Source organism: Solibacillus kalamii (genome assembly GCF_002174535.1).
Taxonomy (GTDB): Bacteria; Bacillota; Bacilli; order Bacillales_A; family Planococcaceae; genus Solibacillus; species Solibacillus silvestris.
On record NZ_NHNT01000001.1, the window covers coordinates 153,336 to 171,413 of the forward strand.

Annotated in this window: 17 protein-coding genes; 4 read left to right on the forward strand and 13 right to left on the reverse strand. The window is 40.9% G+C overall.

Annotation, left to right across the window (positions count from 1 at the left end):
• Positions 1-100: 100 nt before the first annotated feature.
• From CBM15_RS00725 to CBM15_RS00760, 7 genes are all read right to left on the reverse strand, one after another.
• The gene (locus CBM15_RS00725; RefSeq protein ID WP_087615379.1) at positions 101-2,404 is read right to left on the reverse strand and encodes an FtsK/SpoIIIE family DNA translocase; all 2,304 of its coding nucleotides are present in this window, start codon (positions 2,402-2,404) and stop codon (positions 101-103) included.
• Between the two features lie 595 nt (positions 2,405-2,999).
• Complete coding sequence (locus CBM15_RS00735; protein WP_008403216.1) at positions 3,000-4,667, reverse strand: ribonuclease J; 1,668 nt, start codon at positions 4,665-4,667, stop codon at positions 3,000-3,002.
• A 326-nt stretch (positions 4,668-4,993) separates the two neighbouring features.
• Complete coding sequence (dapA, locus tag CBM15_RS00740) at positions 4,994-5,905, reverse strand: 4-hydroxy-tetrahydrodipicolinate synthase (RefSeq protein WP_008403217.1); 912 nt, start codon at positions 5,903-5,905, stop codon at positions 4,994-4,996.
• A gap of 17 nt (positions 5,906-5,922) precedes the next feature.
• The gene (locus CBM15_RS00745; protein ID WP_008403218.1) at positions 5,923-6,963 is read right to left on the reverse strand and encodes an aspartate-semialdehyde dehydrogenase; all 1,041 of its coding nucleotides are present in this window, start codon (positions 6,961-6,963) and stop codon (positions 5,923-5,925) included.
• An 84-nt stretch (positions 6,964-7,047) separates the two neighbouring features.
• The gene (locus CBM15_RS00750) at positions 7,048-7,638 is read right to left on the reverse strand and encodes a dipicolinate synthase subunit B (protein ID WP_008403219.1); all 591 of its coding nucleotides are present in this window, start codon (positions 7,636-7,638) and stop codon (positions 7,048-7,050) included.
• Complete coding sequence (locus CBM15_RS00755; protein WP_014824458.1) at positions 7,631-8,407, reverse strand: NAD(P)-dependent oxidoreductase; 777 nt, start codon at positions 8,405-8,407, stop codon at positions 7,631-7,633. Before CBM15_RS00755 ends, CBM15_RS00750 begins: the two co-directional genes overlap by 8 nt.
• Entirely contained in the window at positions 8,400-8,672 is a 273-nt protein-coding gene (locus CBM15_RS00760; RefSeq protein ID WP_008403221.1) for a YlmC/YmxH family sporulation protein, read from the reverse strand. The genes CBM15_RS00755 and CBM15_RS00760 overlap by 8 nt, the downstream gene beginning before the upstream one ends.
• Positions 8,673-8,922: 250 nt before the next feature.
• Here CBM15_RS00760 and CBM15_RS00765 point away from each other — a divergent pair, with 250 nt between their 5' ends.
• From CBM15_RS00765 to CBM15_RS00780, 4 genes are read left to right on the forward strand one after another with little or no spacing between them, the layout of a single operon-like run.
• Complete coding sequence (locus tag CBM15_RS00765; protein WP_087615381.1) at positions 8,923-9,294, forward strand: GntR family transcriptional regulator; 372 nt, start codon at positions 8,923-8,925, stop codon at positions 9,292-9,294.
• 2 nt (positions 9,295-9,296) lie between these two features.
• Positions 9,297-10,139: an ABC transporter ATP-binding protein gene (locus CBM15_RS00770; RefSeq protein WP_087615382.1), complete on the forward strand. Its 843-nt coding sequence runs from the start codon at positions 9,297-9,299 to the stop codon at positions 10,137-10,139.
• The gene (locus tag CBM15_RS00775) at positions 10,139-10,735 is read left to right on the forward strand and encodes an ATPase (RefSeq protein ID WP_087615383.1); all 597 of its coding nucleotides are present in this window, start codon (positions 10,139-10,141) and stop codon (positions 10,733-10,735) included. The genes CBM15_RS00770 and CBM15_RS00775 overlap by 1 nt, the downstream gene beginning before the upstream one ends.
• Positions 10,732-11,352, forward strand: coding sequence for a hypothetical protein (locus tag CBM15_RS00780; protein WP_087615384.1), 621 nt, complete (start codon positions 10,732-10,734; stop codon positions 11,350-11,352). The genes CBM15_RS00775 and CBM15_RS00780 overlap by 4 nt, the downstream gene beginning before the upstream one ends.
• A 43-nt stretch (positions 11,353-11,395) precedes the next feature.
• Here CBM15_RS00780 and CBM15_RS00785 read toward each other — a convergent pair whose 3' ends face one another.
• From CBM15_RS00785 to rbfA, 6 genes are all read right to left on the reverse strand, one after another.
• Positions 11,396-12,622 (reverse strand): M16 family metallopeptidase, encoded by a 1,227-nt coding sequence (locus CBM15_RS00785; RefSeq protein ID WP_008403227.1) that lies wholly within the window; start codon positions 12,620-12,622, stop codon positions 11,396-11,398.
• 232 nt (positions 12,623-12,854) lie between these two features.
• A complete protein-coding gene (pnp, locus tag CBM15_RS00790; RefSeq protein ID WP_087615385.1) occupies positions 12,855-14,969 on the reverse strand; it encodes a polyribonucleotide nucleotidyltransferase in 2,115 nt (704 codons plus the stop codon).
• Between the two features lie 283 nt (positions 14,970-15,252).
• Positions 15,253-15,522, reverse strand: a complete 270-nt coding sequence (rpsO, locus tag CBM15_RS00795) for a 30S ribosomal protein S15 (protein ID WP_008403229.1) — start codon at positions 15,520-15,522, stop codon at positions 15,253-15,255.
• 136 nt (positions 15,523-15,658) lie between these two features.
• Positions 15,659-16,609, reverse strand: a complete 951-nt coding sequence (gene ribF / locus CBM15_RS00800) for a riboflavin biosynthesis protein RibF (RefSeq protein ID WP_087615386.1) — start codon at positions 16,607-16,609, stop codon at positions 15,659-15,661.
• 10 nt (positions 16,610-16,619) lie between these two features.
• The gene (truB, locus tag CBM15_RS00805) at positions 16,620-17,531 is read right to left on the reverse strand and encodes a tRNA pseudouridine(55) synthase TruB (RefSeq protein WP_087615387.1); all 912 of its coding nucleotides are present in this window, start codon (positions 17,529-17,531) and stop codon (positions 16,620-16,622) included.
• 199 nt (positions 17,532-17,730) lie between these two features.
• Positions 17,731-18,075 carry a 30S ribosome-binding factor RbfA gene (gene rbfA / locus CBM15_RS00810; protein ID WP_008403233.1) on the reverse strand — a complete coding sequence of 115 codons (345 nt, stop codon included), beginning with the start codon at positions 18,073-18,075 and terminating at the stop codon, positions 17,731-17,733.
• Positions 18,076-18,078: the final 3 nt, after the last annotated feature.

Here is an 18,078-nt window from a genome sequence, read left to right on the forward strand (position 1 = left end):
TTTCTTTAAATGTGTTACGTTAATGTGAAAAATTAGCGAATTTATTTCAAAACTTATAGAAAAGAATATATTCCGAAAAGTCCGATAATGTCAAGGTTTTCTAGTTAAATCGGTTCCCTAGAACTTGACGCGGTTTACTGCCTTCAGGTGGTCCGACGACACCGCGTTGCTCCATTTGATCGACAATTCGGGCTGCACGTGAATAACCGATTCTAAATCGGCGCTGCAGTAAAGATACGGAAGCTGTTTGCATTTCCAGTACGAGCTGAACTGCATCGTCATACAAGTCATCCGTTTCATCCATCACATCAACAATCGGTTCATCTGTCGGAATCATCGCCTCCTCATATTGTGCTTTTTGCTGTTCAATGACACTGTTAATAATTCGTTCCACTTCATGATCACTTACAAATGCACCTTGCACACGGACTGGTTTGGATGCTCCTGCCGGTAAATACAGCATATCGCCGCGGCCAAGTAGTCGCTCTGCCCCACCCATATCCAAAATGGTGCGGGAATCGACTGCAGATGACACGGCAAATGCAATACGGGAAGGAATATTTGCTTTGATGATGCCGGTAATAACATCAACAGACGGTCTTTGTGTCGCGATAATGAGGTGAATTCCTGCTGCACGCGCCATTTGGGCAAGTCGTGTAATCGCATCCTCCACTTCACTTGACGCAACCATCATTAAGTCCGCCAACTCGTCGACAATTACGACAATGTAGGGAAGCTTCGGCTGTTTCTCCATTGCCTCTTCATTGCTTATATCGATATATTCGTTATATCCTTCAATATTCCTTGTACCGGAATGGGAAAATAGATCGTAGCGTCGTTCCATTTCCGACACAACTTTTTGTAAAGCCTGTGCCGCTTTACGCGGATCTGTTACAACCGGTGCCAATAAATGCGGAATACCATTATATACACTCAGCTCCACCATTTTCGGATCGATCATCATCATTTTCACTTCACTAGGTTTTGCGCGCATTAATAGTGACACAATAATGCCATTGATACATACACTTTTACCGCTACCGGTTGAACCAGCGACCAGTAAGTGGGGCATTTTGTTAAGCTCTGCCGCAATCGCTTGGCCTGTTACATCGCGTCCCAAACTTACCAGCAATTTGGCTCCGACTTTCACCTGCTCATTTGCTTCAAGCACTTCACGTAATGTTACGACAGCTACTTCACTGTTCGGTACTTCAATCCCGACAGCCGACTTACCTGGAATCGGAGCTTCAATACGAATATCTTTTGCTGCTAGGGCAAGTGCCAAATCATCTTGAAGGCTGACAATTTTACTTACTTTTACACCCGTGTCCGGCATGACTTCATATTTTGTAACTGCAGGACCTAAATGAACCTGTGTCACTTTCGCTTTTACACCAAAGCTTAAAAACGTTTGTTCCAGTTTTTTTGCATTCATTTGAATGACCGAATATTCACCGCTTTGATCATGTTCTGGTGGTGGATTCAGTTGCTGCATGGACGGCAAAATGTATGTTTGGTCCGGTTCGGAAGTTACAGCCATGATCGGCTCACTTATTTTTTCCTCAACCTCAATTTCGCTACCCTTTTGCTTTTCCTGTTTTACTTGCTCCACAAAATTTGAAATGATCGGTTCATGATGTGGTGTTGGTGCTGGCGTTGCCGTTGTAATAATCAGGTCTTCCAAATCAGCCGCTTCCTCTTCTATATTCGGTTCGGTTTTAGAACGACGCTGCTTCTCTTTCGTTTCAGGTTGCGGCTTACTTCTTGTGCTGCGTTTCGTTCTTTTGAACTTTCCCTTAAGTTTCGGGGCTTTCTCCACTAATATTGGCACGAGCGCTTTTCCGGTAATTAAAATAATTCCGATTGCCAATAATACAAATGCGGCAATTTTAGCTCCCGAAGCATCGAATAAAACGTGGAACAGGCTGAATAACAATCCGCCGATCATCCCTCCGCCGAGTGCATTGCTGCGGTTTACGATTCCGTCAGTACTGATGAGAATTCTCCAAGTTTCCTTTAATACGGAATTGGACAACAATGTATTCGTTGCATGCATTTGTTCGAATAACAAACTGTGACTGAAAATCGTCAAGCTTGCCCCGACAAACAGCACACCGTATACGACACGGGTATTAAATGCGACACCCCGTCGTTTAACCATTAACATCCCTGCGATTAAAAAGCATAGTAACGGAATGATAAAATGTAAATTGCCGAAGAAAAACATAGCAATTGAATGGAGCATTCTTCCAACAAGTCCGAACTCCAGAAATTCGATAATGGCTAATGCGATGAGCAGCAATCCGATAATTTCATATGCGAGCGGATGCATCTCTTCTTTTGTTTTTGGCTTTAGCGTCGGCTTTGCTTTTGCTTTTGATTTACTACTTTTCTTTTTATCCAATCGTTGTTCACCTACTTAAAAATTGTTCCTTATTGTTAGACGCCAAAGTTGCAATATAGGCTTCCGGATTATGATGATGGGTTATTTAATCGATTAACTTAGTTTGCGCTGAATTAAAATAGTTTTTACCACTAAGTACCGAAAAATCAGTTTTCTTCACGTAATCTTCAGGTTTTACTGCCTTTATCCAGCTCTCGCTAATTTCAACTCTATAAAGAACATCTCGACTCCGGAAATTTAGTTAGAAAAAGGGCTTTCTCACGCTTAATGTAAGAAAACCCTTTTTGATTATTAGATATAGCGCATCCTCATGAGACAAGGATGATTTCAATTACGGGTCGGACGCTTACCGCGGGCACGAGGCCAACACGATGTTGGTCACAAAAGCGTTGCCACAGGATGTGGCGTTCTTAGCTTTTGTTCCTTATGCTCAGACATCGGTGCTCCTGTCGCTTCGCTTTCGTCGCAAAATAAATTTTGCTGTTACCGCTGGAAACTCGCTTGTAGCGAAAGGCGCTAGCCGTCAGCTACAGTCGCCTCCCCTTCATTCCAATCATCTATTTTAATAGTTGATGTGGTTTTTTTAATATTTAAATTAGTACTCCATAATGATCGGAATAATCATTGGACGACGTTTTGTTTTTTGGAATAAATATTGATTTAGTGTGTCGCGAATTTCTTGCTTAATGTTTGTCCATTCGAACGTTTCTTTGCCGACATATTTCTCGATCACTTCGCGTGCGATTTCAGATGCTTCTTCCATTAACTGTTCTGATTCACGAACGTAAACGAATCCGCGCGATAAAATTTCGGGACCTGAAGCAATTTTCTTCTGTGCACGGTTCAATGTTACAACAACAATGAAGATACCATCTTGAGAAAGCAGTTTACGGTCGCGCAGTACGATATTCCCTACATCGCCTACACCGATTCCGTCGATTAATACATTCCCTGCTTGTACACGACCTGTCATACGCACTTTGCCGTTTTTGTACTCAACAATATCGCCTTTATCTGCGATGAAGATTTGTGATTTTTGCAGACCTACTTGTTGTGCAAGTTTCGAGTGCGCAATTAACATGCGGTACTCCCCTTGAACCGGGATAAAGTATTTCGGCTTCATAAAGTTCAGCATCAGTTTTAAATCTTCCGCGCTACCGTGACCTGAAACGTGGACTTTCTTGTTCGAAGTCATGACATGCGCGCCCGCTTTTGCCAATTGGTTCATCGTGTTATACATTTGCACTTCCATGCTTGGTGATGGTGTAAATGTAATTAGGACTGTATCTGTATTTCTGATTTTAATGTCACGGTGGTGTTTACGCACAATTTTATCTAGTGCATCAAGTGGTTCACCTTTGTTGCCCGTTGCCATAATAATAATTTCGTCATCATGATATTTATGAATTTCGTTTACTGGTACAAGTGTTGATTCATCGATTTCCAAGTAGCCTAGGTTCACACCGATATCGACCATTTTTTCTAACGATTTTCCGACTACCGCGACTTTACGGTGCGATGCGGCAGCTTGTCTAAACACTTGCTGAATACGAATAAAGTTTGATGCATATAATGCTACGATAATTCGACCTGGTGCCGAATGGAACGTTTTTTGCAATTCTTCTGCAATAACTGCTTCACTTGTTGTATAGCCTGGGCGTTCTGCTTCCATTGATTCTGATAAAAGCATGAATACGCCTTCTTCACCGAGCATCGCCATTTTTGCCAAATCCGGCTTGAACTTTCCTGTTGCCGACTGGTCAAATTTAAATTCGCCCGTGTGAACGATTGCCCCTTCAGAAGTATGGAACACGATACCTAATGAATCTGGAATACTATGTGTTGTATGGAAGAATGTCACATAAGTAGAATTGAAGTTCATGCGACTATTGCTCGATACTTCAAAGAATTTCACTTGGTAAGGTGCAGGCAATTCTTTTAAATGCTCCTTCGCCAATGCGATTGTTAACTTCGAACCATATACCGGTGCTTTAATTTTCTTTAATACATACGCAATCGATCCAATTGCATCTTCATGTCCATGTGTAAGGAAAATCCCTTTTACGCGATCTTTATTTTCCTCTAAATACGTGATATCTGGAATGACGATATCAATTCCAAGCATTTCGTCTTCTGGGAACATGAGCCCACTGTCTACTACGAAAAGCTCTTCATCGATTTCTATTACATACATTGATTTTCCGATTTCGCCAACTCCACCTAATGGAATGACACGGATTAGTTCATTTTTTGATTTTGTCACTTTATTTCCTCCTAAATTGTTCCGAACAGCAACCACTTAAAGTTCATTATACGGTGAGAATGACGTTAGTACAAATAAAAAAGTGATTTTCTTTTTTTACGTTATGCCGGGCAAATTAAAATCGCAGCCGTTTTACTTGGCGCCGAAATTTTAATCCTCAGTTTAAAGTGTGTAATCCTCAGTTAGTGACGGATAATCCTCAAGCATTGACGCATAATCCTCAGTTACTTACGTATAATTCTCAGTTCATCCTCTATAATCCTCAAATTCGCAAAATAAAAAAAACAGTCACCCGCTTCTCATCGGAAGGAGTGACTGTGTATGTGTTAGTTTACTTGTAATGCGCGGAAACCTTTTGCTTTTTCCTGATACGTATCCCAAATTTCATCAAATGCTGCCTTTTCTTCCGGTAGCATTTCCATCATTGGCATCCGTACATCAAGCGTATCAAAGCCTAGTTTTGTCATCGCGTATTTAATTGGTGATGGGTTCGGTTGTGCAAACAGCGCACGAACGAGCGGCAGTAATGCACGGTGAATTTTTGCAGCCTCCTGATGACGGCCTTCTTCAAATGCGCGAACCATTTGCTGCATATCTTTTCCTACAACATGTGAAGCGACAGAAATAATACCGCGACCGCCGATTGCAAGAAGTGGCAATGTTAACCCGTCATCACCTGAATACACATGGAAATCCGAATCGACATTTTCAATGATGTCGCCCATCTGATCCAGGTTACCGCTTGCTTCTTTAATGCACGTTATATTCGGTACATCTTTGCTGATCGCAATCGTTGTTTCCGCTAAAATATTGGCACCTGTACGACCAGGGACATTATATAGCATTACAGGGAGTTTCGTTTCTTTTGCGATTGTTTTAAAGTGGGCATACATGCCGCGCTGGTTTGGCTTATTATAATATGGAGTTACGAGCATGATTCCGTTTGCCCCATTTTCCTCTGCTTTATGAGTCATCATAATCGAGTAAGCTGTTTCGTTATCACCTGTACCTGCGATAACAGGGATGCGTCCTGCCACTTTTTCAACTGTAAAGCGCACGACCTCGATTTTTTCCTCAGTTGACATTGTCGGGTTTTCCGAAGTTGTTCCACAAGCAATAATTGAATCTGTACCATTTTCAATTAAATGATTAATGATACGTTCTAACTCAGGATAATTAATCGTACCGTCTTTTTTAAACGGCGTAATCATCGCTGTACCAATACGTCCGAAATCCATAACTAATAATCCTCCCCTTATAGTAAGTGATCCTCTAGCATAGCTTCTGCAATTTGAATTGAGTTGAGTGCAGCCCCTTTTAATAAATTATCTGACACAATCCATAAGTGGAATCCTTTTTTGTTGTCTAAATCTTGGCGAATACGTCCAACATATGTCGGTTCTTCATTTTCCGCAAAAATCGGCATCGGGTAAAGCTGTTCGCGAATGTCATCTTGCAGTACAATCCCCGGTGCATCCGTTAATGCATCAAAAATTTGCTGTACTGTTGCTTCTTGCTCAAGTTCGATATAAACCGATTCTGAGTGGCCAGAAACAACCGGAACACGTACACATGTTGCAGCGACTTTCAGCTCAGGTGCTTCCATAATTTTTTTCGTTTCATTGATCATTTTCATTTCTTCATATGTAAAGCCATTGTCCGTAAATTTATCGATTTGCGGAATGACGTTACGTGCGATTGGATAATGTTTTTTATCTGATTTTACCGGCAAAACTTTCGCTTCAACGTTTTTCCCTGCATCCCACTGTGCACTTTGCTCACGCAGCTCTTCAATTGCTGCCACACCAGAACCGGATACCGCTTGATATGTCGATACGACAACTTTTGTTAGACCGAACTTTTCACGGATTGGCTGTAATGCTGCAACCATTTGAATTGTCGAACAGTTTGGATTTGCGATAATCCCTTTTGGAATCGTTTTTAATGCATGGCGATTTACTTCCGGTACAACAAGCGGTACCTCTGGATCCATACGGAAATGGCTTGTGTTATCAATCACAATCGCTCCACGCTTTGCTGCTTCAGGTGCCAATACTTCTGATACAGCCCCGCCTGCTGAAAATAATGCTAGATCGATCCCTTCAAAGCTTTCCGGTTTCGCTTCTTCTATCGTATAGTTTTCACCATTAAATTCAATTTGTTTTCCCGCTGAACGAGCAGAAGCTAAAAACTTGATAGATGCAATTGGAAATTTGCGCTCAATCAGCTTCTCCATCATTTTTGAACCTACAGCTCCTGTTGCCCCAACTACGGCAACATTCAATTTCTTTGTCATGTCTCATCTCTCCTAAAATTATCGGTATGTATATAATGTTGGATATTGTATCATATATTATTAGAATTGTGCGAGATAATTTGATTATTTAAAATATTGTATAAATATTGGCTGAATCTGTTTTTTATGAGCGAGCGTATATGCTACAGTATCGAGCATTTTTGTGAAATCCGCTATGAGCGACGTCGGTTTTTTTATTGGATCGTCCTGACCGAATGGAATGAAGAAAATGTTTTTCGCATTCATTAATTTCATTAAATTCATCCCGTTTAACCCAAGCGCATCATTCGTTGAAATACCAAGTACTACAGGTGAACCATTTCGGAGTGTTGCCTTTGCTGCCATTAGTACGGCACTGTCTGTTGCGGCATTCGCAAATTTACTGATGGAATTCCCTGTCATCGGCGCGATTACCATGCAGTCTAACGGATTACTCGGCCCAAATGGCTCCGCTTCCGCAATGGAACTAACAACCTTTTCCCCAGAGAATTCTTCGATTTTCGCAATCCATTCTTCACCCGTTCCAAATCGTGTAGCAGCGTGTAATACAGAAGGCGTTATAATCGGTACAACGGTTGCACCGGCTTCACGAAATTGGGTAATTTTCGGTATGACATCTTCATACGTACAATGTGATGCGGTAATTCCTAAACCAATGCGTTTTCCCTCAAGCATTTGCTTCCTCCTTTCGTAAATCTAGTATCGTTTCGTATAACAAGTTTGCTGCAGCTTGCGGAAAGTATTTCCCAGGTAATGCAGGTAGCAGCTCATATTGAGATAATTTGATATCGTTCAAACATCCCGGGCTTGATGCGACATCATAAATTGGACGGACCATCCATGATTCAAAATCCTTTGTCAGCCATTTTGTCGGAATCGTATTAATTAGAAAATCCGCTTCCATATCATTTTTCTCATTTAATTCAATCCCAGTATAGCCATATGCAAGGGCCTCGGCTTTTTGAGTTTCCGAACGAACGGCGATGATGACCTTTGCATTGAGACGTGTTAAAAACAGGGCAAGCATTTTTGCTACACGTCCAAACCCTGTAATCATAATTGTTTTATACTGCACATTTACTTTTTCTTTATACAGGTGCGCTAAAAAGCCCTCTGCAGTAAGTGCGGCATTTTTCCAGATGAATGTTTCATCTTCCAAATAATAATGCAAGCACTTGTTTTCAAGTATTTCTTTCCACTGATCTGTCAATTTCCCCGCAAAAAACTGTGCCTGTCGAATGCCTAGAAGCTCCTCCACTTGAATCGTTAAAGGGTGGATCGGCAACACAATTTCTGTCGGGTGCAGCTCCAACGCCACTTTGTTCAGCGCTTCATCCCAAACAGTCGTGTTTTTGTAATACACCGTGCGATCATTTGTCGATAATTGCTTCGCCAAAAACTTCATCCGCTCATCTGTCCCGATCACAAGCCAGCGTTCAGTCATCATAGGCATGCTTTAATGTCGATGTTGTTTTTTGAAATAATACCCGGTCTTCCCCAATTAAAATAATTTCACTCCAGGGAATGTATTTTACCATACCTGCCTTTTTCTTTTGGAAGGGCATTTTCACCATTTGTGCCGGCATTTCAAATCCGACAATCTTCCCTGTTTTGGCATCAAAAATACATTCCGTCTCGGCTAAAAATCCATACCGAACACCGTTTTCCATTTCGATCAGTTCTTTTTCAGCGAGCTCCGATAAAAGCATTGCATCCCTCCTCTTGTAAGAGCCTACATTACTATATGCATCAACTTTGGCAGAAGTGAAATGGTTCATCATTTAAGTTTGAAGGACCTACTCACAGGAAACGAGTCACACAGCACTCGGTCGGAAAAATAATGGTAATAATTAATCTAATTTAAAAACCCCTCTGAAATTGCTTGATTTTTCAGTAGACATAATCCGCCATATCTGTATATACTGTATATACACAGTTTGAACATGTGAGGTGAAACGATTGATAATCAAATTAAGCAATAATAGCGAAAAGCCTATTTATGAACAAATTACCGATCAGCTAAAACAGGCCATTTTGACAGGCACATTACTAATCGGTGATTCTCTACCTTCTATTCGGGCATTGGCTAAAGAACTGAAAATCAGTGTGATGACAACGAAGCGGGCGTATGCCGATTTGGAGCGGGACGGCTTTATCGTCACGATTGCCGGTAAAGGGAGCTATGTATCGGAGCGCAATCAGGATTTCCTGCGTGAAGAGCTGATCCGCCAAATTGAAGTGCATTTCACAAAGGCAGTATCCATTGCCAAAACGGCAAATGTGCAAAAAGAGGAACTGCATGACTTACTCGACTTACTATTGGAGGAATGATGATGAATGCAATTGAAGTAAAAAATGTTTCGAAGCAATTCAAAAAATTTCGTTTAAACAATATTTCTTTCACTGTTGAGAGCGGGACCATTGCAGGCTTTATCGGGCAAAACGGTGCCGGGAAATCAACGACGATCAAACTGATGTTAAATTTGCTGAAAAAGATTGACGGCGACATTCTTTTATTCGGAAAAGATCATATCGAACATGAGGTGGAGTTAAAGGCGCAAATCGGGGTCGTGTTTGATGAACTGCATGTACCGGAAAGCTTTACCCCAAAGGAGCTCGATGTCCTGTACGGGAATGTGTATCCTACTTGGGATCGTCCTTATTTTGTTCAATTGCTGGAGCAGCTGGATGTACCGAAGTATGACAAGATCAAAACGATGTCAAAAGGAACGAAAATGAAGCTCGCCCTTTCACTGGCACTGGGACACCGGCCGAAACTCTTGCTGCTTGATGAACCAACGAGCGGGCTTGATCCGATTGTGCGCGATGAAGTGCTAAGTATGCTTCAACACTTTATGGAACAGGAAGACCATGCCATTCTCTTTTCTTCGCATATTACAACGGATCTAGAAAAAATTGCGGATACAATTACATTTATCCATGAAGGCGAAATTTTATTCAGTGAAAATAAAGATGACCTTTTGTACGGTTACGGGATTTGGAAAGGAACGTATGAAGAAGCGAAAGTGATACCGAACCATTCGATTATCGGCAAACGGGATTATGTATTTGGAATCGAGTACTTAGTCTTGCGAGAATTTGTGAATCCAGTTATTGAATTGCAAAAACCGACGATTGATGATTTGATGCTATTTTTCGTAAAGGGGCGAAAATAATGAAAAAAATGCTTCTTCATTATTACGAACAGGGATTGGCTTCCTGGCTTTTGTTTACACCACTTGTGGCATCTTTTTTTGCTCTTCCTTTATTATTTGAAGGTGCCGAAATGGCTGCGTACTTTATACTGTCTATCAGTATTACAGCGCTATGTGCCGTCTATTTGGATCAACGTGAGAACCAGCTCGTCATGACAAGTTTATTTCCGATTTCCAGAAAGACATTTTTCATTGTGGATCTCTCTTTTTTAGGTCGTTACACACTATATTATATCCTTTATACAATCATAGCAACGACCTCTATTCAAACATTACTGGAACAGCAGCTTGTTTTGCCTTCCGTCAGACAGCTATTAGTAAGCTTCGCCATCAGCTTTTTTATTATCGCTTTTTTCCTGCTGTTTCGTCGTAGCAAGTTTGGGCAAATGATAAACTTCTCAATATTTCTTATTCCATTAGGATTTTCTCAACTACTTGTATTTTTAGGAAGCTTATCTACTTTTCAGAGTTTCAGTTTATTTATGAGTTTACTGATACTTCTCATCATCGCAGCAAGCATTACTTACTTTCGTGAATACTGGAGGGACGTCCCATGATTGCAATGCTTAAAATGCATTTTTATTTATCAAGAAAGATATTCATCACTGTTTTTTTATTCTTTTTAATCATGATCGGAATTCAGTGGGCGATTATTAAAGAAGTTAATTTAGGTTTTTTGACACTCTATTTTTTAGCTTTGTCGCCGGCATTAGGTGTTAGCCATTTACTCGAAAACCACTTTATAAAGCGATTCCGGGTCATGCCGATAGACCCAAAGACCTTTGTGAAAAGCTTATTTATTTTCAGTTTGCTGCTCGTGCTGATCATCACGGTTCCAATCGGGATTTATCAAACTTATTTATATTTAAATAATCAAATGGGAGGCATTGAGGTTTCATTAATTTCAATCGTCTTTGCTGCTGGAATTGCTTCTATCGGCTCGATGCTGAAAAACTATTTAAGCACTCCGACAAAGGGTACGAAAAGCATATCAATTGGGACAATTATCGGCTATTTTTTTATCTTCACCTTTGTTCATTTACTGATCATGCTTATATTTAGTATTATGGACATTGAGCTTATAGGGGCACCGATTGCTCCAGTTTTAGGATTGATTGTTTATTACCGCTACTTTAAAACAGCCATCACAAAATTTAAAGCGGCCGAATTTTAAAAGGACAGCGCATGCTAACTGCTAGCCGCGCTGTCCTTTTGCGTTATTCGTTTTCCGGTCCGATAATCGCAATTGCCGGTTCGGATAATAAAATTTGTGTAATTAACTCATCAATCGTTTCCATCGAAATGGCATCGATTTTTGCCAATACTTCATCAACTGAACGGTGATTTTGGTGAATGAGTTCATTGACCCCGTTACGGTTCATAAAGTCTTCTGTACCTTCAAGCCCTAAAACGAAGCCGCCTTTTAATTGCTCCTTCGCATTTTCAAGCTCGGTTTCCGTTACCCCTCCTGCAACGAGGTCAAATAACGTCTGGTCGATCTGCTGCTTTAATGAATCGAGGTTTTGTTTTGATGCCGACGCGTAAATCGTAAATGTCCCTACATCCTCATAGCTCGACTGGTAACTGAATACAGAATACGCCAAGCCGCGATCTTCTCGCACTTCCTGGAACAGGCGTGAGCTCATATTGCCGCCGATTATATTATTCAACGCAATAAAGCTGTACATTTTCGGATCTTTTACCGCAATCGCAGGGAAAGAAATCGCAATATGCGCCTGTTCCGTATCACGCAATTTTTCAATTTCACCTGGTGTAAATGTCGGATAAGATGGTTTGGAAACAATCGATTTCGCACTTGCTTCATAGTTTCCGAATAATGCTTCCACTTTTTCCAGTAAACTCTCTTCAATATTACCGGCAATTGAGATGACAACATTTTGAGGGCCGTAATGTTTCGCCATATACGTACGGATCATTTCTTCATCAAATGTCGCCAATGTTTCCGGTGTCCCTAAAATTGGACGGCCAAGCGCATCATCCGGGAACATGACGCCCCATAATTTTTCATGGACATCATCTGCCGGATCGTCTTCGCTCATGTAGATTTCTTCAAGAACAACTTGGCGTTCTTTTTCGATATCTTCCTGCGTAAACAGCGAGTTAAAGAACATATCGGCCAAAATATCGATAGCCAGTTCCCCGTGATGGTCCAGTACTTTCGCGTAATAGCATGTATGTTCCTTCGATGTGAAGGCATTAATCTCTCCGCCGATGCGGTCGAACTCTTCCGCTATTTGACGGGCTGTACGGTTTTTCGTTCCTTTGAAAAGCATATGCTCGATGAAATGGGTAATCCCATTTTCTTCTTTTGTTTCGTAGCGTGAGCCCGCGTTGACCCAAATGCCGACCGATAAAGACCGGACATGCGGCATTTGCTCTGTGACAATGCGCACGCCATTTTTTGCTGTAATTACTTGTACCATAAATTTCTCCTTTATTTCGGCTAATAAAATATAAGTATTATTTAAAAATCTGTAATATTACAATTTTAAGCTTATTTTTGTAGTAAGGGTATGCTCCATTACGCATACCTCCCATTTTCTGACTTCATCAAGTAATGGATATCGCAAATCATCAGCTTAACGTTATTTAAAAAAGAGGCTGTACAATAGTGTACAACCTCCCTTTTTATCTTGTTGGTAACGCTTGTTTCAATTATTTCCCTTGTTCTGCGCGCTCTTTTTCTTCTTTGATCACTACTTTACGTGATAAGTTTACGCGACCTTGTTTATCGATTTCGATACATTTCACAAGTAATTCATCGCCTAGTTTTAATACGTCTTCTACTTCTTTCGTACGTTCTTCCTGAATTTCCGAAATGTGCAGTAAGCCGTCTTTACCTGGGAAGATTTCACAGAATGCACCGAATTTTTCAATGCGTTTTACTGTTGCCATGTAGTACTCGCCTACTTTAGCTTCGCGTACGATTGATTCGATCATTTCTTTAGCACGGTTAATCATTGCTTCATCAGCTGAAGCGATGTAAATTGTACCATCTTGTTCTGTATCAATTTTAACGCCTGTTTCATCAATAATTTTATTGATGACTTTACCACCCGGTCCGATTACATCGCGGATTTTGTCAGGATTAATTTTGATTGAAACGATTTTTGGTGCGTATTGTGATAATGAAGTGCGAGACGCTGAAATCGTTGACATCATATGCTCTAAAATGTGCATACGGCCGATTTTTGCCTGTGTTAATGCTTCTTCTAAAATATCACGAGACAGACCATCGATTTTAATGTCCATTTGAAGTGCAGTTACACCTTTAGCTGTACCTGCCACTTTAAAGTCCATGTCGCCAAGGTGGTCTTCCATACCTTGGATATCTGATAATACTGTATAGTGTTCGCCTTTTTTAACAAGACCCATTGCAATACCTGCAACCGGTGCTTTAATTGGTACACCAGCAGCCATAAGTGCCATTGTTGATGCACAAATTGATGCTTGAGAAGTAGAACCGTTTGATTCCAATACTTCCGATACGCAACGGATTGCATACGGGAATTCCTCTTCTGTTGGCATTACCGCTAAAATCGCACGCTCACCTAATGCACCGTGACCAATTTCACGACGGCCTGGGCTACCGTAACGGCCTGTTTCCCCAACCGAGAATTGAGGGAAGTTGTAGTGGTGCATCCAGCGTTTTGACTCTTCAATACCTAGGCCGTCAATAATTTGAACGTCGCCTAAAGCACCTAAAGTACAAATTGATAATGCTTGTGTTTGTCCACGAGTGAATAATGCTGAACCGTGTGCACGTGGTAATAGATCTACTTCAGAAGAAAGTGGACGGATTTCATCTTGCTTACGACCATCCGGACGAACTTTGTCTTCTGTAATTAAACGACGCACTTCATCTTTTACCATTTTATCTAAAATAGCATTCACTTGTTTCATCGTAGCTTCGTCAGCTTCTTGGGCTTCATAAGCTTCGATCACACGTGTTTTTACTGCTGTAATATTTTCTTGGCGTAATTGCTTGTCCACCGTTTGGATTGCTGTATTCATATCAGCTTCACATTCAGCTTTGATCGCCGCTGTTAAGTCTGCATCTAATTCATATAATGTTACTTCAAGTTTTTCTTTACCAACTTCAGCAACAATCTGCTCTTGGAAGGCAATTAACTTTTTAATTTCTTCATGACCGAACATGATCGCTTCAAGCATAATATCTTCAGTTACTTCTAAAGCACCTGCTTCTACCATGTTAACCGCGTCTTTGTTACCTGCTACTGTTAAGTGAACAGTCGATTTGGCAGATTGTTCTACAGTCGGGTTCACAACGAATTCACCGTTGATATATCCTACATGTACACCTGCAATCGGTCCGTCGAATGGGATATCAGAAATTGCTAATGATAATGAAGAACCAAACATTGCCGCTACATCAGCAGGGCAGTTTGAATCATTTGACATAACCATTAAAATTGATTGTACTTCGTTACGGAAACCATCCGGGAACATAGGACGGATTGGACGGTCAATTAGGCGGGAAGTTAATACTGCCGCTTCTGATGGGCGTCCTTCACGTTTAATGAAACCACCAGGGATTTTACCTGCTGCATATAGACGTTCTTCAAAGTTTACTGTTAACGGGAAGAAATCTAATGCTTTTGGTTGTTTTGACATTGTTGCCGTAGCTAGAACTGCTGTTTCGCCGTAGCGGATCATTGCAGCACCATTTGCTTGTTTTGCCAGCTGTCCTACTTCTATTACGAGTGGACGGCCTGCCCATTCATACGAAAAGACCTTTTTTTCGTTCATTAAATGAACCCCTTTCTTATTGAAACACTCTACGTATCATATTATGTACCATAGTTAGTGTATCAAAAAAGCGTTTTCTATGCTAAATTTTTTGATCTAAATATCGATAAATTTAATAAAATATTTTTGGCTTTCCAGCAATGGTTTAACTTCTTTCAACAGGCGTGTTGACACCTGCTCAAAGAAGTTAAACATCGCACCATTGATTCGGAAAGCTGACTCATTTTCAAACATAATAAAAAGCGGGAAAAATCCCGCTTTTTATTGTCAGATTAACGACGTATTAGCGACGTAATCCAAGTTTAGTAATTAATTCACGGTAACGAGCTACATCGTTTTCACGTAAATATTTTAATAAATGACGACGTTTACCTACCATTTTAAGAAGACCACGTTGAGAGTGGAAATCTTTCTTGTGAGTAGCTAAGTGAGCGTTTAATGCGTTGATTTCTGCAGTTAATACAGCTACTTGTACTTCTGGAGAACCAGTGTCTGTTTCGTGTACGCGGTACTCAGCGATAATTTCGTTTTTACGTTCTTGTGTAATTGCCATTTAAAATGACCTCCTGATAATTAAGATATCCCCAATAGCACAGCAGTCGCTGGAGTTGCGAAAAGCCGAGCTAAGGTTCATACGAGAATTTCGTACTAGTGAATAGTACCATAATTGTTTATGGATGCGCAACTATTTAGCGTAGTTGTTCAAAATAGGCGATCGCTTGCTGTTTGTCCAATTCGATTTGCTCAATCAACGCTTCGATGCCGTTAAATTTCCGTTCGCTGCGAATGCGGTTATACCAACCTACAACGACCTCTTCACCGTAAATATTTTTATTGAAATTCAAAATATGCACTTCTATCGACAGCTGCTTTTCATCCGGGTTGTTGAATGTCGGTTTATAGCCTACATTACAAACACCGTCATACCATTTATTTTGAACTAAAATTTTCACCGCATACACACCTGTTGCCGGTATGTAGCAGCCTTCCATCGCTTGGACATTCGCTGTCGGGAAGCCCATTGTCCGTCCGCGCTTATCTCCGTGCACGACAATTCCCGGCACTTCGAATGCGCGGCCTAATAGATTACGAGCCTGTTCCATATCCCCGTCCTGCAATGCTTTGCGAATGCGTGTGGAACTAATTTTTTCAACTTCATCCTGCTGCTTTTCGATTACCGTCACACCATACTTTCCGTTTGACAGTTGTTTCATCAGCTCCATATTGCCTTTGCCGTAAGCGCCAAACGAGAAATCAAAGCCTGCAGTTACATGCTGTACATTTAAATCTACGATAAAGTACTTAATGAATTCTTCAGGTGTAAGCTTCGCAAAATCTGACGTAAAGTTTACAACAAATACTGTATCGATATTCAATTTTTTAAAAGTATCTATTTTTTGTGAAAGTGGCGTAATGTAGAATACTTTTTCATTACGTCTACCTAATACAATCGATGGATGTGGATCAAAAGTCATCACGGCACTTTTAATATTTAGCTGCTCAGCTTTTTGCTTTGCCACTTCAATAACTGCCTGATGTCCTTTATGTACCCCATCAAAAAATCCGATTGCTAATGAGTACGCCTCTTTTTCTATTTCCTGTGCTAATTGATGGGGGTATTTCAAATGAATAACGTTCATCTCGTGCCTCCTAATTAATTTCGGGAAACATCTTATCCGGCTTCATTTGCCCGCTCTTTGTCGGATGGGCGATGTAAACCGCAAATGCTCGTCCCTCTACACCATATACAATTTTATCATGTTCCGTTAATAAAGTATGCATCGGGAGAACTTGCCCATTGAAAATTTGCTTTTCAATGTCTTCCGTAATTTCAACGTATGGATAGTCGGATAATGCATATTCAACCGGCAACAGAAACTTCTCCTGCTCCCCGGCTTCCATCATTTCCGCGATTTCGGCCAATGTGAAGCAATTGTCTTTTGTGAATGTGCCTGATGCTGTTCGTACTAATTCATGCATATGTGCCGGGTAGCCTAATGCTTCACCGATCTGAACAGCTAATGTACGGATATACGTCCCTTTAGAACATTTGATGCGAATAGAGAACGTCACTTCTTCCCCTTCGAATGTTTGTGCATCATCCAATAATTCCAGCTCATAAATCGTAATTTTACGTGTTGGGCGCTCGACTGTTTGACCAGCTCTTGCATATTCATACAGCCGTTTCCCGTTCACCTTTACAGCGGAGAACATCGGTGGCGTTTGTTCGATTTCACCTGTCAATGTTTGAAGTGCGTGTAAAATTTCTTCACGTGTAAACGATTTGAAATCTGTATTTTGCTCGACCGTTTCACCTTCTGCATCTTCTGTTGTTGTTGTGCGTCCAATCGATACGACTGCCTCATACGTTTTGCCGGCATCTGTTAAATATTCGGCAATGCGTGTTGCCTGCCCGATACAGATCGGCAGTACGCCTTCTACACCCGGATCAAGTGTCCCGGTGTGCCCTACTTTTTTCGTCTTTAATATTTTTCGTAATTTAAACACACAGTCATGACTTGTCATGCCGCGCTCTTTCCATAATGGCAAAATACCGTTCATTGTTTTTCTCCTTTGTTAGATCCACATTTTCGTAAAGTATACAGTATGGGGGTACTTTTCATGTACTCCGCTTCGCGTCACTCTACCTTAGCATAAAGTTTATTTCCTTAACAAAACTTCTGTATTCAACAATTCCGTTAAAAATTTTTCAAAGCAAAAAAGTCTGCCCGCATAGTTATGCAGTGCAGACTTCTTAGTTTTATTTCTCTTCGTGTAAACCACGTAGTAATGCATCGATTTTGTTACCGTATTCGATTGCTGTATCGAATTCGAATGCCAGTTCAGGCGTACGGCGTAAGCGGATACGTGAACCAACTTCCGAACGGATGAAACCGGATGCTTTTTCCAACGCTTGCAATGTTTCCGCACGTTCGCGGTCATTGCCTAACGATGTAATATAAACAGTTGCTTGCTGTAAGTCTCCTGTTACTGCTACATCTGTAACCGTAACGAAGCCTACACGCGGATCTTTGATTTTGCGCGCAATGATTTCAGTAATTTCTTTTTTCATTTGCTCCGCAACTCGATTGGAACGTAGAGACATAAA

Excerpts from the sequence above, each read along its gene's own strand:
- dapA (WP_008403217.1), bottom strand. The coding sequence starts at position 5,905 with ATGGATTTCGGACGTATTGGTACAGCGATGATTACGCCGTTTAAAAAA.
- CBM15_RS00745 (WP_008403218.1), bottom strand. The coding sequence starts at position 6,963 with ATGACAAAGAAATTGAATGTTGCCGTAGTTGGGGCAACAGGAGCTGTA.
- CBM15_RS00750 (WP_008403219.1), bottom strand. The coding sequence starts at position 7,638 with ATGCTTGAGGGAAAACGCATTGGTTTAGGAATTACCGCATCACATTGT.
- CBM15_RS00755 (WP_014824458.1), bottom strand. The coding sequence starts at position 8,407 with ATGACTGAACGCTGGCTTGTGATCGGGACAGATGAGCGGATGAAGTTT.
- CBM15_RS00760 (WP_008403221.1), bottom strand. The coding sequence starts at position 8,672 with ATGCTTTTATCGGAGCTCGCTGAAAAAGAACTGATCGAAATGGAAAAC.
- CBM15_RS00770 (WP_087615382.1), top strand. The coding sequence starts at position 9,297 with ATGAATGCAATTGAAGTAAAAAATGTTTCGAAGCAATTCAAAAAATTT.
- CBM15_RS00775 (WP_087615383.1), top strand. The coding sequence starts at position 10,139 with ATGAAAAAAATGCTTCTTCATTATTACGAACAGGGATTGGCTTCCTGG.
- CBM15_RS00780 (WP_087615384.1), top strand. The coding sequence starts at position 10,732 with ATGATTGCAATGCTTAAAATGCATTTTTATTTATCAAGAAAGATATTC.
- CBM15_RS00785 (WP_008403227.1), bottom strand. The coding sequence starts at position 12,622 with ATGGTACAAGTAATTACAGCAAAAAATGGCGTGCGCATTGTCACAGAG.
- pnp (WP_087615385.1), bottom strand. The coding sequence starts at position 14,969 with ATGAACGAAAAAAAGGTCTTTTCGTATGAATGGGCAGGCCGTCCACTC.
- rpsO (WP_008403229.1), bottom strand. The coding sequence starts at position 15,522 with ATGGCAATTACACAAGAACGTAAAAACGAAATTATCGCTGAGTACCGC.
- ribF (WP_087615386.1), bottom strand. The coding sequence starts at position 16,609 with ATGAACGTTATTCATTTGAAATACCCCCATCAATTAGCACAGGAAATA.
- truB (WP_087615387.1), bottom strand. The coding sequence starts at position 17,531 with ATGAACGGTATTTTGCCATTATGGAAAGAGCGCGGCATGACAAGTCAT.
- rbfA (WP_008403233.1), bottom strand. The coding sequence starts at position 18,075 with ATGTCTCTACGTTCCAATCGAGTTGCGGAGCAAATGAAAAAAGAAATT.